Source organism: Xanthomonas sp. WHRI 7945 (assembly GCF_035026585.1).
Map to the genome: position 1 here is coordinate 36,507 of NZ_JAYIQP010000018.1, position 15,855 is coordinate 52,361.

The 15,855-nt window shown below is 68.5% G+C and carries 15 protein-coding genes; 8 read left to right on the forward strand and 7 right to left on the reverse strand.

The features are described from left to right. Positions 1-50: 50 nt before the first annotated feature. The 6 genes from VDQ83_RS14725 to VDQ83_RS14750 are packed head-to-tail and all read left to right on the forward strand — an operon-like array spanning position 51 to position 5,951. Positions 51-2,882, forward strand: coding sequence for a monovalent cation/H+ antiporter subunit A (locus VDQ83_RS14725; RefSeq protein ID WP_455435509.1), 2,832 nt, complete (start codon positions 51-53; stop codon positions 2,880-2,882). Continuing rightward, on the forward strand, positions 2,882-3,241 hold the full coding sequence (locus VDQ83_RS14730) for a Na+/H+ antiporter subunit C (RefSeq protein WP_455435510.1): 360 nt from the start codon (positions 2,882-2,884) through the stop codon (positions 3,239-3,241). The genes VDQ83_RS14725 and VDQ83_RS14730 overlap by 1 nt, the downstream gene beginning before the upstream one ends. Further along, positions 3,238-4,800: a monovalent cation/H+ antiporter subunit D gene (locus VDQ83_RS14735; RefSeq protein WP_455435511.1), complete on the forward strand. Its 1,563-nt coding sequence runs from the start codon at positions 3,238-3,240 to the stop codon at positions 4,798-4,800. The genes VDQ83_RS14730 and VDQ83_RS14735 overlap by 4 nt, the downstream gene beginning before the upstream one ends. A gap of 1 nt (position 4,801) precedes the next feature. Further along, positions 4,802-5,302, forward strand: a complete 501-nt coding sequence (locus tag VDQ83_RS14740) for a Na+/H+ antiporter subunit E (RefSeq protein ID WP_455435512.1) — start codon at positions 4,802-4,804, stop codon at positions 5,300-5,302. Then, on the forward strand, positions 5,299-5,583 hold the full coding sequence (locus tag VDQ83_RS14745) for a K+/H+ antiporter subunit F (protein ID WP_309918417.1): 285 nt from the start codon (positions 5,299-5,301) through the stop codon (positions 5,581-5,583). Before VDQ83_RS14740 ends, VDQ83_RS14745 begins: the two co-directional genes overlap by 4 nt. After that, positions 5,580-5,951, forward strand: coding sequence for a Na+/H+ antiporter subunit G (locus tag VDQ83_RS14750; protein WP_263396871.1), 372 nt, complete (start codon positions 5,580-5,582; stop codon positions 5,949-5,951). Before VDQ83_RS14745 ends, VDQ83_RS14750 begins: the two co-directional genes overlap by 4 nt. 165 nt (positions 5,952-6,116) lie before the next feature. On the opposite strand, the gene VDQ83_RS14755 is transcribed toward VDQ83_RS14750, so the two are convergent. Next, positions 6,117-7,067 (reverse strand): calcium/sodium antiporter, encoded by a 951-nt coding sequence (locus VDQ83_RS14755; RefSeq protein ID WP_455435513.1) that lies wholly within the window; start codon positions 7,065-7,067, stop codon positions 6,117-6,119. 763 nt (positions 7,068-7,830) lie between these two features. Next, positions 7,831-8,490 carry a lectin gene (locus VDQ83_RS14760; RefSeq protein ID WP_455435514.1) on the reverse strand — a complete coding sequence of 220 codons (660 nt, stop codon included), beginning with the start codon at positions 8,488-8,490 and terminating at the stop codon, positions 7,831-7,833. A gap of 502 nt (positions 8,491-8,992) precedes the next feature. Here VDQ83_RS14760 and VDQ83_RS14765 point away from each other — a divergent pair. Then, on the forward strand, positions 8,993-9,490 hold the full coding sequence (locus VDQ83_RS14765) for a hypothetical protein (RefSeq protein ID WP_455435515.1): 498 nt from the start codon (positions 8,993-8,995) through the stop codon (positions 9,488-9,490). A gap of 218 nt (positions 9,491-9,708) precedes the next feature. On the opposite strand, the gene hmgA is transcribed toward VDQ83_RS14765, so the two are convergent. The 3 genes from hmgA to hppD form a co-directional block, all read right to left on the reverse strand. Beyond that, on the reverse strand, positions 9,709-11,007 hold the full coding sequence (hmgA, locus tag VDQ83_RS14770) for a homogentisate 1,2-dioxygenase (RefSeq protein WP_455435516.1): 1,299 nt from the start codon (positions 11,005-11,007) through the stop codon (positions 9,709-9,711). An 18-nt stretch (positions 11,008-11,025) separates the two neighbouring features. Next, positions 11,026-11,355 (reverse strand): endonuclease domain-containing protein, encoded by a 330-nt coding sequence (locus tag VDQ83_RS14775; protein ID WP_263396866.1) that lies wholly within the window; start codon positions 11,353-11,355, stop codon positions 11,026-11,028. A 144-nt stretch (positions 11,356-11,499) separates the two neighbouring features. Beyond that, entirely contained in the window at positions 11,500-12,612 is a 1,113-nt protein-coding gene (hppD, locus tag VDQ83_RS14780; RefSeq protein ID WP_455435517.1) for a 4-hydroxyphenylpyruvate dioxygenase, read from the reverse strand. Positions 12,613-12,746: 134 nt separating this feature from the next. On the opposite strand from hppD, the gene VDQ83_RS14785 reads away from it, so the two are divergent. After that, a complete protein-coding gene (locus VDQ83_RS14785) occupies positions 12,747-13,235 on the forward strand; it encodes a MarR family winged helix-turn-helix transcriptional regulator (protein ID WP_263396865.1) in 489 nt (162 codons plus the stop codon). 462 nt (positions 13,236-13,697) lie between these two features. Here VDQ83_RS14785 and VDQ83_RS14790 read toward each other — a convergent pair whose 3' ends face one another. Both VDQ83_RS14790 and VDQ83_RS14795 read right to left on the reverse strand, forming a co-directional pair. Further along, on the reverse strand, positions 13,698-14,306 hold the full coding sequence (locus VDQ83_RS14790) for a thioredoxin family protein (protein ID WP_309918397.1): 609 nt from the start codon (positions 14,304-14,306) through the stop codon (positions 13,698-13,700). 16 nt (positions 14,307-14,322) lie between these two features. Further along, a complete protein-coding gene (locus VDQ83_RS14795) occupies positions 14,323-15,831 on the reverse strand; it encodes a peptide MFS transporter (RefSeq protein WP_455435518.1) in 1,509 nt (502 codons plus the stop codon). Positions 15,832-15,855 lie beyond the last annotated feature (24 nt).

A 15,855-nucleotide genomic window follows, 5' to 3' on the forward strand; every position in this document is an offset into this window, starting at 1 on the left:
GATGCGCCTGTTACACTCGGGCTCCTGCTCGCGAATCTCGCATTCCCTGCATGATCCCCGTCCTGGACATCCTGCTGGCCTTGCCGTTCCTGATGGCGGCGGCCATCGTCGCCCTGCGCCATCGTTCGCGCGCCACCCTGGCCTGGGTCGCCGCGGCCGCGCCGTTGGCCGGGCTGGTGCTGCTGGGCGTGCTGACGCCGACCGTACTGGACGGCGGCATCGTGCGCGCCGACCACGCCTGGCTGCCGCAGATCGGATTGACGTTCTCGCTGCGCCTGGACGGGCTGGCGTGGATGTTCGCCGGCCTGGTGCTGGCGATCGGCGCGCTGGTGGTGATGTACGCGCACTACTACCTCGGCGCGCGCGAGAACGTGGCGCGCTTCTACGGCTATCTGCTGCTGTTCATGGGCGCGATGCTGGGCATGGTGATCGCCGGCAACCTGCTGCTGCTGATGGTGTTCTGGGAGCTGACCAGCATCAGTTCGTTCCTGCTGATCGGGTTCTGGTCGCATCGCAAGGACGCGCGCGACGGCGCGCGCATGGCCCTGGTGATCACCGGCGGCGGCGGCCTGGCGCTGCTCGGCGGCATCCTGCTGCTCGGGCGCATCGTCGGCAGCTACCAGCTCGATGCGGTGCTCGCCGCCGGCGATGCGATCCGCGCCAGTGCGCTGTATCCGTGGGCGCTGGGGCTGATCCTGCTCGGCATCTTCACCAAGAGCGCGCAGTTCCCGTTCCATTTCTGGCTGCCGCATGCGATGGCCGCGCCCACGCCGGTGTCGGCCTATCTGCATTCGGCGACCATGGTCAAGGCCGGCGTGTTCCTGCTGGCGCGGCTGCATCCGGCGCTGGCCGGCAGCGACCTGTTCTTCTACACGGTCAGCGGCATCGGCGCGATCACGCTGCTGGCCGGCGCCTGGCTGGCGATCTTTCAGCACGACCTGAAAGGCCTGCTCGCGTATTCGACGATCTCGCACCTGGGCCTGATCACCATGCTGTTCGGACTGTCCACGCCGATGGCGGTGGTGGCCGGCGTGTTCCACATCCTCAACCACGCGGTGTTCAAGGCCTCGCTGTTCATGGCCGCCGGCATCATCGACCACGAGACGCATACCCGCGACATGCGCCGGCTCGGCAACCTGCGCCGCTGGATGCCGTTCACCAGCGCGCTGGCGATCATCGCCTCGCTGTCGATGGCCGGCATCCCGCTGCTCAACGGCTTCCTGTCGAAGGAAATGTTCTTCGCGCAGGCGCTGGAGGCCGGCGGTCCGGCGGCGATGCGCGTGTTCACCGCCACCGCGGCGCTGCTGGCCGGCGTGTTCGGCGTCGCCTACAGCCTGCGCTTCGTCTACGAGACCTTCTTCGGCAGCGGGCCACGGCAGTTGGACGCGATGCCGCACGAGCCGCCGCGCTGGATGAGAATCCCGGTGGACATCCTGGTGCTGCTGTGCGTGGCGGTCGGCGTGGTACCGGCGCTGACCGTGGCGCCGGTGCTGCGCACTGCCGCGCACTCCATCCTCGGCGAGACGCTGCCCGCCTACAGCCTGGCGGTGTGGCACGGCTGGAACGCGCCGCTGGCGATGAGTTTCGCCGGCGTGGTCGGCGGGGTGGCGCTGTACTTCGGCCTGCGCAAGCTGACCGCGCTGTACACCGAGGCGCGCCGTTCGCTGGGCAAGCGGGTCTTCCACTGGCATGTGGAAGCGCTGTTCGGCGTCGCCGCGCGCTTCACCCGGCTGCTGACCAACGGCAGCCTGCAGCGCAGCCTGCGCTGGCTGCTGCTGAGCGCGGTGGTGGTCGCGGCGGCGCCGTTCGTCGCCGCGCCGCCGCTGTGGAACCAGTGGCCGGCCCCGCAGCCGATGCCGTTGCTGGGCTGGGGGCTGTGGCTGCTGATCGTCAGCTGCGCGCTGGCCACGCTGTTCCTGTACCGGCAGCGGCTGCTGGCGGTGCTGGTGATCGGCGGCAGCGGCCTGGGCGTGAGCCTGGTGTTCGTGTTCCTGTCGGCGCCGGATCTGGCGCTGACCCAGTTGCTGGTGGAGATGGTGACGCTGGTACTGATGCTGCTGGCGATGAACTACCTGCCCAAGGCCTCTCCGGTCGAGCCGCAGCGCTGGCGCAAGCTGCGCGATGCGACGCTGGCGATCGCCGCCGGCACCGGCATGGCCTTGCTGGCGTATTCGGTGATGACCCGGCCGGCAGCGACGATGGCCGGCGAGCTGCTGCAGCGCGCGCTGCCGGAAGCCTATGGGCGCAACGTGGTCAACGTGATCCTGGTCGACTTCCGCGGCTTCGACACCTTCGGCGAGATCACCGTGTTCGGCATCGCCGCGCTGGTGGTGCATGCGCTGCTGCGGCGCGCGCGGATGGCGCCGGAGAAGGTGATGCCCGGCCCGCCGATCAAGCTGCCGGTGCCGGCCGATCTGGCGCAGCTGATGTTCCCGCTGACCCTCACCGTGTCGATCTTCCTGTTCCTGCGCGGCCACAACGCGCCCGGCGGCGGCTTCGTCGCCGGGCTGGTGCTGGCGGTGCCGCTGCTGATCCAGTACGTGATCCAGGGCGCCGCCTCGGTGGAGTCGCGCTTCGGCTTCGACTACATCCGCTGCATCGGCCTGGGCCTGCTGCTGGCCGCACTCAGCGGCATGGCCTCGATGCTGTTCGGCGTGCCGTTCCTGACCAGCGGCCACTACGACCTGCAGTTGCCGTTGATCGGCGACATCCCGCTGGCCAGCGCGCTGGGTTTCGATACCGGCGTGTACCTGGTGGTGTTCGGCGGCACCATGCTGACCCTGTCGATGATGGGCACGGTCAAGCCCTCGCGCACCCGCGCGTCGCAGCGCGGCCAGATCGATCCGGCGCAGCGCTCGGCACGCACCGGGGAGATGCGCTGATGGAACTGGCACTGGCGAGCGCCATCGGCGTGCTGACCGCGGTCGGCGTGTACCTGCTGCTGCGCGCGCGCAGCTTCGACGTGATCCTGGGCATGACCGTGCTGTCCTACGCCACCAACCTGCTGATCTTCGCCGGCGGGCGGCTGGTGCAGGGCAAGGCGCCGGTGCTGCGCGACGGCATCGCGCCGACCCTGGCCGAGCACGCCGATCCGCTGCCGCAGGCGCTGGTGCTGACCGCGATCGTGATCGCCTTCGCGATGACCGCGGTCAGCATCGTGCTGGCGATGCGCAGCCGCGGCGACAACCTCAGCGACCATGTCGATGCGCGCGTCGATCACGACGGCGGCAGCGCGCTATGAACCACCTGGTGATCCTGCCGATCCTGATCCCGCTGCTCGGCGCCGCCCTGTCGCTGTTCGTCGAGCACCGCCGCTACGGACGCCACGTGCGCCGCGCGGTGGCGTGGACGTCGATGGCGGCGCTGGCGGCGGCGGTGATCGCGCTGTTCGTGCGCGCCGGCGACGGCCAGGTGCAGGTGTACCTGCTCGGCGACTGGCCTTCGCGGCTGGGCATCGCGCTGATGGCCGACCGCCTGTCGGCGTGGATGCTGTTGACCACCACCCTGCTCGCCGCGGCCTGCCTGCTGCACGCCTGCGCCGGCTGGGACCGGCGCGCGCCGCACTTCCACGCGCTGTTCCAGTTCCAGCTGGTCGGCCTCAACGGCGCGTTCCTGACCGGCGACGTGTTCAACCTGTTCGTGTTCTTCGAGGTGATGCTGATCGCCTCCTACGGCCTGCTGCTCAGTGGCGGGCGCGGCCTGCGCCTGCGCGTGGGCTTCCACTACGTGGTGTTCAACGTCACCTCCTCCACCCTGTTCCTGATCGCGTTGGGCCTGCTGTACGCGTTGCTCGGCTCGCTGAACATGGCCGAGCTGTCGCAGCGCATCGCGCAGGCGCCGCCGGAGAACCTGCGCCTGATCAAGGCTACCTTCGGCCTGTTGCTGCTGGTGTTCTGCGCCAAGGCCGCGCTGCTGCCGCTGTACCTGTGGCTGCCGGAAACCTATGCGCGGGCGCCGGCGCCGGTGGCGGCGCTGTTCGTGATCATGACCAAGGTCGGGCTGTACGCGGTACTGCGGGTCAGCACGCTGATCCTGGGCAACCAGGCGCAGGCGCTGGCCGGCTACGGCCGCGACTGGCTGCTGTGGCTGGGCATCGGCACGCTGCTGCTGGCCGCGCTCGGGGTGCTGGCCGCGGTGCGCCTGCGGGTGCTGGTCGGCTATCTGGTGATCGTGTCGGCGGCGACGCTGTTCATCGCCTTCGCGCTGGACGCGCCGGGCACGCTCGGCGCCGGCCTGTACTACCTGGCGCACAGCAGCTTCGTCGCCGCGGCGCTGTTCCTGGTCGCCGACCTGATCCGGCGCCGCCGCGGCGACGCCAGCGACCGCAAGGAAGTGATCGCGCCGCTGCCGGGCAAGACCGTGCCCGGCGTGCTGTTCCTGATCGCGGCGGTGTCGATCGCCGGCTTGCCGCCGCTGTCCGGCTTCCTGGCCAAGGTCGCGATCCTCGGCGCCACGCCTGCGGCCAACGTCGGCCCGGTGTGGGCGGCGGTGCTGCTCAGCAGCCTGATGGTGATCATGGGCCTGACCCGCGCCGGCGTGCGCCTGTTCTGGCGCGTGCCGGGCGACCAGCGCCTCGACGACGACAGCCTCGAACAGCGGCCGCAGCGGCAACCGCGCAAGGCGCGCGCGCGGCCGCTGGAAACCGCGGCGACGCTGCTGCTGCTCGGCTACGGCGTGGCGATGACCATCGCCGCCGGGCCGATGCTGCGCTATACCGAGGCCGCCGCGGCGCAGCTGCTGCGCCCGGCCGACTACGCCACCCAGCTGCGCGCCGTCGCGCCGGCACTGCGGGAGCCCTGACATGCGCCGTCCCTGGTTGCGCCGCCTGTTCCCTTCGTGGCCGCTGAGCGTCACCGTCACCGTGTTCTGGCTGCTGATGAGCGACAGCTTCAGCCTGGCCCAGGTGCTGCTGGGCGCGCTGCTGGGCGTGGCGGTGCCGCTGTTCGCCGCGCGCCTGGACCGCGAGTTCGCGCGCATCGGCTCGCTGCGTCCGGTACCGAAGATGCTGTGCGTGGTCGCCTGGGACATCGTGCGCTCCAACGTGGTGGTGGCGCTGCAGGTGCTGGGCCCGGAATCGCGGATCCATCCCGGTTTCATCTGGGTGCCGCTGGACATCGCCAACATCCACGGCATCGCCGCGCTGACCAGCATGATCACGCTGACCCCGGGCACGGTGTCGGCGGCGCTGTCGGACGACCGCAAGTATCTGCTGGTGCACGTGCTGCACCTGGACGACGCCGAGACCGTGATCCGGCAGATCAAGACGCGCTACGAAGCGCCCCTGATGGAGATCTTCCCATGACCGGCCACATGTTCATCGAGGGCACCATCGCCGTATGCATGCACGTGGTGGCGCTGGCGATGCTGCTGGCGCTGTGGCGGCTGCTGCGCGGGCCGACGGTGCCCGACCGCATCCTGGCGCTGGACACGCTGTCGGTGACCGCGATCGCCGAGCTGATGCTGTTCGGCATGTACCTGGATTCGCCGATCTATTTCGAGGCCGCGCTGGTGATCGCCATGCTCGGCTTCGGCAGCACCGTGGTGCTGAGCAAGTTCGTATTGCGCCGGGACATCGTCGAATGATCGGGCTGCTGCAGGTCGGGCTGTCGCTGCTGCTGATCGTCGGCTGCTTCTTCATCCTGCTCGGCGCGCTGGGGCTGGTGAAGCTGTCGGACTTCTTCAAGCGCCTGCACGCGCCGACCAAGGCCAGCACCCTGGGCGTGGGCTGCGTGCTGCTGGCCTCGGTCGGCTACCACCTGTTCCTGGGCCAGGACCCGCAACCGCGCGAACTGCTGATCACCGCGTTCCTGTTCATCACCGCCCCGATCAGCGCGCACATGATGGCCAAGGCGGCGCTGTCGCTGATGATGGAACAGCGGCCGCAGGTGCCGGGCAGCGACCACGCCGACAAGGAAGGGCTGCCGCCGCCGGCGCAGCAGGACGAGCGCTAGAAGATTCCGACCTGGCTGTGCCGCGGTTGGCGCGATCCTGTAGGAGCGGCTTCAGCCGCGACCGGGCATTGCCGGTAACGCCCGGTCGCGGCTGAAGCCGCTCCTACAAGTGGCATCGCCTGGCAGGCTCCCCGCTTTTCCGAGTCCCCAGTCCCGAGTCCCGCCTCAGCTCACCAACGCCACTTCCAGCCCCACCCAAGCCAGGAACGCGACCAGCAGCACCGCGCCTTCGCCGCGGCTGATGCGCATATCGCCGCGCAGCATCGGGTACAGCACCACGCTGAGCGCGACCGCCGCCGGCAGTTCCAGGCGCACGAACGAGGCCGGCAACGGCAGCGGACGCAGCGCCGCCATGCCGCCGATCACCACCAGCAGGTTGAACAGGCTGGAGCCGAGCACGTGCCCGACCACCATGTCGCCCTGCCCGCGCCGCGCCGCAGCGATCGCGGCGGCGGCTTCCGGCAGCGCGGTGCCGATCGCAACCGGCAGCAGGCCGACCAGCAACGGCGACAGGCCCCAGGCGGCGCCGAGCCGCGGCGCCGCATCGACCACGAGCTTGGCGCCGAAATACAGCAGCACGATCGCGATCAGCAGGCGCAGCAGATTCAGGCCGAGCGCGGTACGGGTCACCGCATAGCCGGACAGGCCGAGCTGGCGCGCGGCGTCCTCGCCGCGCGCGCGGCGCAGCAGGAACACCAGCACGCCGACGAAACCCAGCAACAGCAGCACGCCTTCCCAGCGCGCGATCGCCCCATCCAGGCCGAAGCCGATCAGCGCCAGCGTCGCCACCGCCAGCACCACCAGCAGCGGCGACAGCAGCCGCGTGCGCACCAGCAGCGGCGCCGCCAGCGCGGCCAGCGCCAGGGTCAGGCCCAGGTTGGCCAGGTTGCTGCCGACCGCATTGCCCAGCGCCAGGTCCTGCGCGCCGACCGCGTAGGCGCGCGCATTGACCGCCAGTTCCGGCAACGAGGTGCCGAACGCCACCAGCAGCAGGCCGGCGACGAACGGCGAGGCGCCGCAGCGCTGCGCCAGGCCGGACGCCGCCTTGACGATCGAGTCGCCGCCCAAGGCCAGCAACAGCAGTCCCACCAGCACCAAGCCGATCGCGCTCGCCATCGCCCATCCCCTCGCCGTTACGATGCGCGATTCTATGCGCAGCCCGGATGATGCGGTCGTCATCGTGGCGAAGGCGCGGCGATCCGTGGCTAGGTAGTGTTTGCCCAGGCGCGGGCGCCTTCGCCGGTCGCGGTTGCCGGCGCCAATCGAGCCAACCAGAACCGCGCCTGTGAAGGCCCCGGCAGGTTGGAGGGCACAATTGCAGGAGGTTCCGGATAGCCTGGGGCCATCCGTTCAGACGGCCGTTCTGGAGCTTCAGGTCCACCGCTTCGCTCGTCGCGACTGAAGTCGCTCCCACAGGGGCTTGCGACGAGTCTGCCAGACTGGACTGTGAAGGAGGCTTCAGTCCCGTCAGCTGCCCAATCCTGTTGCCTCGTCGCGGTACCTGTCGCGGTTGAGACCGCTCCTACAACGTGCGGTGCGCTGATTGGGTGCACTGTGGGAGGGGCTTCAGCCCCGACTGCTACGCAGCCTGTCTGCCGAAGCCCATCGTCTTACGCGGTATCTGTCGCGGTTGAAACCGCTCCTACAAAGCCGCGGTGCGCTGGCTGGGCGCACTGTGGGAGGGGCTTCAGCCCCGACTGCTGCCGACGCCTTCGTCTCGCCGCGGTAGCTGTCGCGGTTGAAACCACTCCTCAAAGCCGCATGCATTGGCTGGGTGCACTGTGGAAGGAACTCCGGCGGGTCTGGGTCATCAGTTCCGACGCCTTCGCGAATCACCGTGATGTCCTTCGCGACGGCACACCTCCCGGAAGTGATCCAGCTAGCCGCAGCCTTCGACGTAGTCCACCTGCGGTGGCAGGCCGACGCGCCAGGCGCTGGCCTTGCCCGCGGCATCGATCTCGAACACCAGTACGCCGGACTCTCCGGCGGCGCTGGAGATGCGCAGGATCTTGCCGCCTTCGATGTACTTGTGCGGCTGCTCCTCAAGGCGCCCGGCATACAGCGCGCGCAGCTGCGCCAAGTCCATGCCGACCTTGCCGCCGCCCGGCGCGGTCTCCTTGGGAGTGCGCACGTCATAGCGCACCAGCTTGTCGGCCTCGAACATCAGGCCGAAGTCGGTGCCGCCCTTGGCCCAGCGCGGCCTGAGGACATAGCAACCGCCGGCCTCGCCAGGCTGGCCATCGAGCTCGCCGCCCCATGCCGTGCGCGCTTGCGCCGCGCTCATGCCCAGGCGCAGGTCGCCGTAGCCGTCGGCGCGGGCCAGTTGGCGCTCGGCCGGCGCCATCTCCGGCGGTATCGCCGCGGCCGGGGCCTGCGCCGGCGGCACGTCGGTATCGGGTTGGTCCAGTGGCGGCGGCGGCAAGGCGTCGTCGTTCGCCGCGGCGGGCGCTGACGCCGACGGCGGCGATGCTGGCGGCGATGTGTCGCAAGCGCTCAGCGCGAGCAGCAGCAATGCGGCGGCGGGCAGGGTCGGCTTCATCGCAGTTCCTCGCAAGAGCAGCGCATAGGCTAGCGCGCGCGGCGGATGCATGCACTGGCTGGCGTTGCGGAATCACGACGCAGGTCCGCCATCGTCCTCGCTATCGCCACCCGGCTCAGCAGCTTTAGCTTTAGCTTTAGCTTTAGCTTTGACTTAGCCGTAGCCGTGCCCGTGGCTGCGCTGTAACCCCGCGCCTTGGCATTGGTCTTGGCTGCCGCTGCCGCTGCCGCTGTCGTTGTCGTTGTCGTTGTCGTTGTCGTTGTGGTTGTGGTTGTGGCGTTGATGTTGATGGTGCCGGCGAACGCTGCTGCACATGCGGCGCATCGCATTCGTCCGGCACCCCAGGAGGCAAGGCATCGACACCCGTGCGTAGACGAAGTTTCCCGCCTCACACTGGCCTTGCCTCGTACCCGCACGCGACTCGCCGCCGCGCAGCGCGCATCGCCTGTCATCAGCGTTTCACCGCCAAAGGCGAAGCTGCGCCTCTTCCGGTACCACTGCCATGCATCCGCGCAAGACCGCCCTCGCCCTCGCGGCACTGCAATCCCACGCCGCGCCACTGGACATGCGCCAGCGGCGCGTGTTGATCCTGGCCGATGGCCAGCGCAGCGTCGAGGAATTGGCCGCGCTGGGCGGCAGCAACGCCGCGGCGATCGTGCAGGCGCTCTTGCAGCAGGGCTATCTGGATGATGGCCGCGCCGTCGCCGCACCGGTCGCGGCTCCGGCAGCGCCGGCCGCGGCGCCAGCGGATCCGCGCCGCGCGCTGCTCAACGCGCGCATGTATCTGCTCGACCTGCTGCAACTGCAGCGCCATCCGGCCTCGCGCCCGCTGCAGCAGCAGTTGCGCGATGCGCGCGAGGACGCCACCACGCTGCAGGCGATCGCGAACGCCTTGCGCGCGATGCCGGAAATGACCTCCGAGCGCTACGCGCAGCGCATCCGCGAGCGCGTATTGGAAGTGCTGCCCGCCCCACTGCACGCGTCGCTGGAAGCCGCCTGAGCGCACCGCCGTACTGCTGACCCTCGGTCGGCGCGGACGGTGCGCGACGCAGTCGGGGCGCGCGGAAAATGACCTCCGGCGCTACGCGCAGCGCACGCTACAAGTGTTGCCACCCCGCCGCGCGCGTCGCTGGAACTGGAAGCCGCCTGAGCGCACTGCTGTAGGCGGTGGCCGCAGCCCACGGCGCGGTGCGGGCCGGTGCGCCACGCACCGCGCGCTCAGGGCGCGTGGAAATTGCGCCGCAGGCCCTGCCAGCACCGCTGGTAGTCGCGCTGCCGGTGCGCGGCGGCCAGCGCCTGCGCGGTCGGGCGCAGCACCGCGCGGGTCTCGAACATGAAGGCCATGGTGTCGGCGATGACGTCCGGCCGCGACAGGTCCGCTTGCGAGGCCTTGTCGAAGGTGGCCGCGTCCGGGCCATGCCCGCTCATGCAGTTGTGCAGCGAGGCGCCGCCCGGCGCGAAGCCTTCGGCCTTGGCATCGTAGACGCCGTGCACCAGGCCCATGAACTCGCTGGCCACGTTGCGGTGGAACCACGGCGGGCGGAACGTGTGCTGCGCCACCAGCCAGCGCGGCGGGAAGATCGCGAAGTCCAGGTTGGCGGTGCCGGGCGTGTCGCTGGGCGCGGTGAGCACGGTGAAGATGCTTGGATCGGGATGGTCGAAACTGATCGAACCGATCGTGTTGAAACGGCGCAGGTCGTACTTGTACGGCGCGTAGTTGCCGTGCCAGGCGACCACGTCCAGCGGCGAATGCGCGATCGGCGCGCGCCACAGGTGACCCTGGAACTTGGCGATCAATTCGAACTCGCCTTCGGCGTCCTCGTAGGCGGCCACCGGGGTGAGGAAGTCGCGCGGATTGGCCAGGCCGTTGGCGCCGATCGGCCCCAGGTCGGGCAGCCGCAACAGTGCGCCGAAGTTCTCGCACACGTAGCCGCGCGCCTGTCCGTCGGGCAGCGCGACGCGGAAACGCACGCCGCGCGGGATCACCGCGATCTCCTGCGGCTCGACCTCGAGCGTGCCCAGTTCGGTGCACAGCTGCAGCCGCCCGAGTTGCGGCACGATCAGCAGCTCGGCGTCGGCGTTGTAGAAGAAACGGTCCTGCATCGAGGCGTTCGCCGCGTACAGATGCACCGCCACGCCATGCTGCGCCTCGGCCGAGCCGTTGCCGGCCATCGTGTACAGGCCGTCGACGAAATCCACCGGCGCCTGCGGCAGCGGCAATGGACTCCAGCGCAACTGGTCCGGCGACACCGGCCCGGCGTTGAAGTCGTTGTGGAAGCCGCCGGCCTGCGTGTAGGCGGCGAACGCACCGTGCACCGCCGCCGGGCGGATCCGGTACAGCCAGCTGCGCCGGTTGACGCCGCGCGGCGCGGTGAACGCGGTGCCGGACAGCTGCTCGGCGTACAGGCCATGGGCCACGCGCTGCGGCGAGTTCTGCCCCTGCGGCAGCGCACCGGGCACTGCTTCGGTGGCGAATTCGTTGCCGAAGCCGGACATGTAGCGATGATGGTCATGCATGCACTTGGGCCTTCGAAATCAAGCCCCTCTCCCACCGGGAGAGGGGTTGGGGTGAGGGTACGGCGCCGCCGTAACATCGCAAATCACCTGGATCACGGCATTCGTCGACAGCAGCACATCGTTGCTCCAAAAGCGGACGATTCGCCAGCCTTGCGACTCAAGCCAGCGTGTTCTTGTCGCATCGCTCGTTTCGCTATGTTGCGAACCATCCAGCTCAACGATCAACTTCGACGCCACGCAGCAAAAATCGGCGACATAGGGAGGAATCGGATATTGGCGCCGGAACTTGACGCCTTGCAACTGGCCGCCTCTCAGGCAACTCCATAGTTTGCGTTCGGCATCGGTCATGGCCCTACGCAGCAAGCGTGCGTTTTGCAGCGTTGAAGTGGGGAGCGGCGGTTTGACTCTCATAGCGCCACCGTACCCTCACCCCAACCCCTCTCCCGTCGGGAGAGGGGCTCTTGCCGCGTCGGCGCATGCCTGTTTTTCGCGTCAGAGCACGCCGCGCTTCATCTGGTCGCGCTCGATGCTCTCGAACAGGGCCTGGAAGTTGCCTTCGCCGAAGCCCTCGTTGCCCTTGCGCTGGATGATCTCGAAGAAGATCGGGCCGATGCAGTTCTGGGTGAAGATCTGCAGCAGCTTGCGCTGCTTGGTCTCCAGGTCGGCGTCGATCAGGATCTTGTTCCGGGCCAGCCGCGGCACGTCCTCGCCGTGGTTGGGGATGCGCTGGTCGATCACCTCGAAGTACGCGTCCGGCGTATCCAGGAACTCGACCCCGGCCGCGCGCATGCGCTCCACCGTCTCGTAGATGTCGTCGGTGAAGCAGGCGATGTGCTGGATGCCTTCGCCGTGGTAGGCGTCCAGGTATTCGTTGATCTGGCTCTTCGGGTCGGACGATTCGTTGAGCGGGATGCGCACCACGCCGTCCGGCGCGGTCATCGCCTTGGAGGTCAGCCCGGTCTTGGCGCCCTTGATGTCGAAGTAGCGGATCTCGCGGAAGTTGAACAGGCGCTCGTAGTAGTCCGACCAGCGCTGCATGTTGCCGAAGTACAGGTTGTGGGTCAGGTGGTCGATGAAGGTCAGGCCGAAGCCGGCCGGGTGCGGCTCGGCGCCGGGCACCGGTTCGAACTCGGCGTACACCGACCCCTTTTCGCCATAGCGGTCGACCAGGTACAGCATGCAGTCGCCGATGCCTTTGACCACCGGCGCCGGCACCGCACGGGTGTCGGCCTTGTCGGCGATGGCTTCGCCGCCGTTCTCCAGCACCTTGGCGAACACCTCGTCGGCCGGATGCCGGAAGCGGATCGCGAAGCCGCAGGCGCAGGGGCCGTGCGCGGCGGCGAAGTCGGCGGCGAAGGAATCCGGCTCCTCGTTGACCAGGAAGTTGACCCCGCCCTGCCGGTACACGGTGATCGCGCGGCTGCGATGGCGCAGCACCGCGCTGAAGCCCATGCTGCGGAAGTAGGCGTGCAGCTGTTCGCCCTGCCCGGCCGGCGCGGCGAATTCGACGAATTCGAAGCCGTCGATGCCCATCGGGTTTTCGAAGGTGGTGACCTGCATACCCAGGTTGGCCGGCTGGGACGGATACTGCGGTTGTGCGCTCATGGCTCGTCTCCTGGAGGACGCGGGCCGCGGCCGGCCGAAATTTCGGATGCGGACGGACGCCAGACTCGCGAGAATGGCTGGTAGTGTCCTCCGTTGTAGTTACAAATGAAACCACCAGCAAGGTGCAATGCAGCATGACGTCGATCGCTCCCTCCGCCCCACCCGCTCCCGAGCAGCCCTCGCTCGACCTGGAGCAGTTCCTGCCCTACCGCATCAGCGTGCTGTCCAACCGGATCAGCAGCAACATCGCCCGCGTCTACGGCGAGCGCTACGGCATGGCGGTGACCGAATGGCGGGTGATGGCGGTGCTGGCGCTGTACCCGGGGCTGTCGGCCGGCGAGGTGTCCGAGCGCACCGCGATGGACAAGGTGGCGGTGAGCCGCGCGGTGGCGCGCCTGCTCGAGCGCGGCTTCATCCAGCGCGAGACCCATGGCGACGACCGCCGCCGCTCGGTACTGCACCTGACGGCGGCGGGCGTGGAGGTCTACCAGGTGGTCGCGCCGATGGTGCTGGAATGCGAGCGCCGCCTGCTGGCGCCGTTCAGCGAGGAAGAGCAGCGCGTGCTGCACCGGCTGATCGACCGCTTGGCGGCCGAGGGCTTGCCGAGCATGACCGGCAAGTAGCCGCGGCGTCGCGGGAGTGGCGCGCCCGACGGTAAGGCCCGCCGCGACGAAGCCGCTCCCATGATGAGGATCCAGTGGTCCACGGAAATCCCATAGGAGCGGCTTGGCCGCGACTGATGGCCTGCTGCGCCTCGTAGCGATCTGTCGCGGCTGAAAGCCGCTCCTACAAAGGCCGGGTGCTGCCTCGCGCGCGGCGAGATGCCGCCTCGCGCGGCGATTTGCGTGCTCGGCTACGCAGACACGGCCGAGCGGGACTCTATGGGAGCGACTGCAGCCGCAACGCGCCGTTCGGTGAAGCTGTCGCGACTGAAATCGCTCCACATGGAGATCCGGCGGATGCACGAACCCCTGTAGGAGCGGCTTCAGCCGCGACGGGCTCTACCGGTAAAGCCTGTCGCGGCTGAAGCCGCTCCTACAGGTTCAATACCTTCCGGCTGCCAGCAAGACGCCCTGCCGCTTCGCTCAGGTCTGCGGCGGCGCCCACTGCTTGAGGAAGTCGAAGAACTTCTTGCGGTCGTAGCCCTTGCCCTTCTCCAGCTCGCCGGTGAACTGCGATTGCAGCAGCTTGCCGTCGGCATCCAGCACCAGCAGGTGCGGGTAGGCCTCGATCTTCGGGTACTGGGCCAGGAACGCCTCGTTCTTGTTGTCGTCGCTGTAGTTGACCTTGACCCACACGTAGTTGGCGTCGCGGAAGCTGCGCAGTTCCGCATCGCCCTCGATGAACTGGTCGAGGATGTGGCACCACGAGCACCACTCGCCGCCCACGTCGAGCAGGATCCGCTTGCCGCCGCGCTTGGCTTCCACCTGCGCGGTCTCCAGGTCCTTGGCCGGGTCGCGGGCCGGGTCGAACTGCGCGCTCAGCGCCGCCACCGCGGCCACGTCGGCGGCGGCGGGCGTATTGCCCGAGGCCACCGGCTGGCTGGGATCGGCCACCGGCGGCTTCTGCACCGAGGTGTCCAACGGTTTGGCCGGGGCCTGCTCGGCCTCCGGTGCGACGGCCTTCTCGCAGCCTGACAGTGCCAGCAGCAGCGCCGCGGCGCTGCCTATTGTCTTGATCGTCTTGTTCGACATTGCGATCTACCTCACGTCATTTGACACCGTGCATCAGCTTGCTGATCAACGGTGCAATCAGGAACAGCAACACGCCCGAGCCAAGCAGCGCCCAGAAACCGAAGGTATACCCGCTCAGGGCGGAAGATACCGTCATCCCGCCCTCGCCGCTGACATGGCTGGCGAAGATGCCGGACAGGTTGTTGCCGATGCCGGTGGACAGGAACCAGCCGCCCATGCCGAAGCCGACCAGGCGCAGCGGCGCCAGCTTGGTCACCATCGACAGGCCGATCGGCGACAGGCACAGCTCGCCCACCGACTGGATCACGTAGACCATGAACAGGGTCCAGAACGGGATCTTGCCGGCGTCGTCGACCAGGCTCGACAGCGCGAACATCAGCAACAGGAACGCCAGGCCATTGAAGGTCAGGCCCAGCGCGAACTTGCGCGAGATGGAGGGATTGAAGCGGCCGGCCTTGACCCAGATCCAGGCGATGAGCGGCGCCAGGGTGATGATGGCCAGCGAGTTCACCGACTGGAACCAGGCGGTGGGGAAGGTCCAGTCGCCGAACCGGCGATTGACGATTTCGTCGGCGAGGAAGGTAAAGGAACTGCCCGCCTGCTCGAAGAACATCCAGAACAGCACGTTGAAGGCGAAGATGATCAGCATCGCGATCACCTTGTCGCGCGCCACCTTGCCGTTGCGGATGCCTTCGATCAGCAGCATCACCGCCAGGATCACAAACATCGTGCTGAGGATCCACTGCAGCACCCCGGCGCCGGCGGCCAGCGCCAGGTACACCACCGGGATCGCCACCAGCATGCCGAGCAGCACGTACACCACGCGCATGCGGCTGGCGCCGTCGTGGATCGGTGCGCCGATGCCCTTGAGCTGGGCGCGGCCGAACCAGAACCACACCAGGCTGATCAGCATGCCGATGCCCGAGGCGATGAACACCATCTTGTACGACGGCATCGCCGCGGTGCCGAACACCTTCTCGGCCAGCTGCTGGGTCAGCCACGGCGCGATCATCGCGCCCAGGTTGATGCCCATGTAGAAGATGGTGAAGCCGCTGTCCCGGCGCGGGTCGGCGGCGCTGTACAGCTGGCCGACCATGGTCGAGATGTTGGGCTTGAACAAACCGTTGCCGACCACCACGGTGGCCAGGCCCAGCTCGAAGATCTGCGGGTTCGGGATCGAGATCAGGAACAGGCCGGCGGACATCACCGCCGCACCGACCAGGATCGAGCGCTGGTAGCCGAGCACCCGGTCAGCGATGTAGCCGCCGAAGATCGCCGCCGCGTACACCAGCGCCAGGTAGGCGCCGTAGGTGGCGCTGGCCGGCGCCTGGCCCGTCCCCTGGCCGTCATGAAACTGCGCCACGATGTACAGCACCAACGCCCAGCGAATCCCGTAGAACGCGAAGCGCTCCCAGAATTCGGTCATGAACAGCATCCACAATGGCCGTGGATGGCCCAGCAAGGTCTTGAATTCGGGCGGCTGCGGTGAGGCGGGGGGGTGCGACGCGACGTCGTCAACGCTCATGCGGTGTTCCCTTGCGTATTCAGT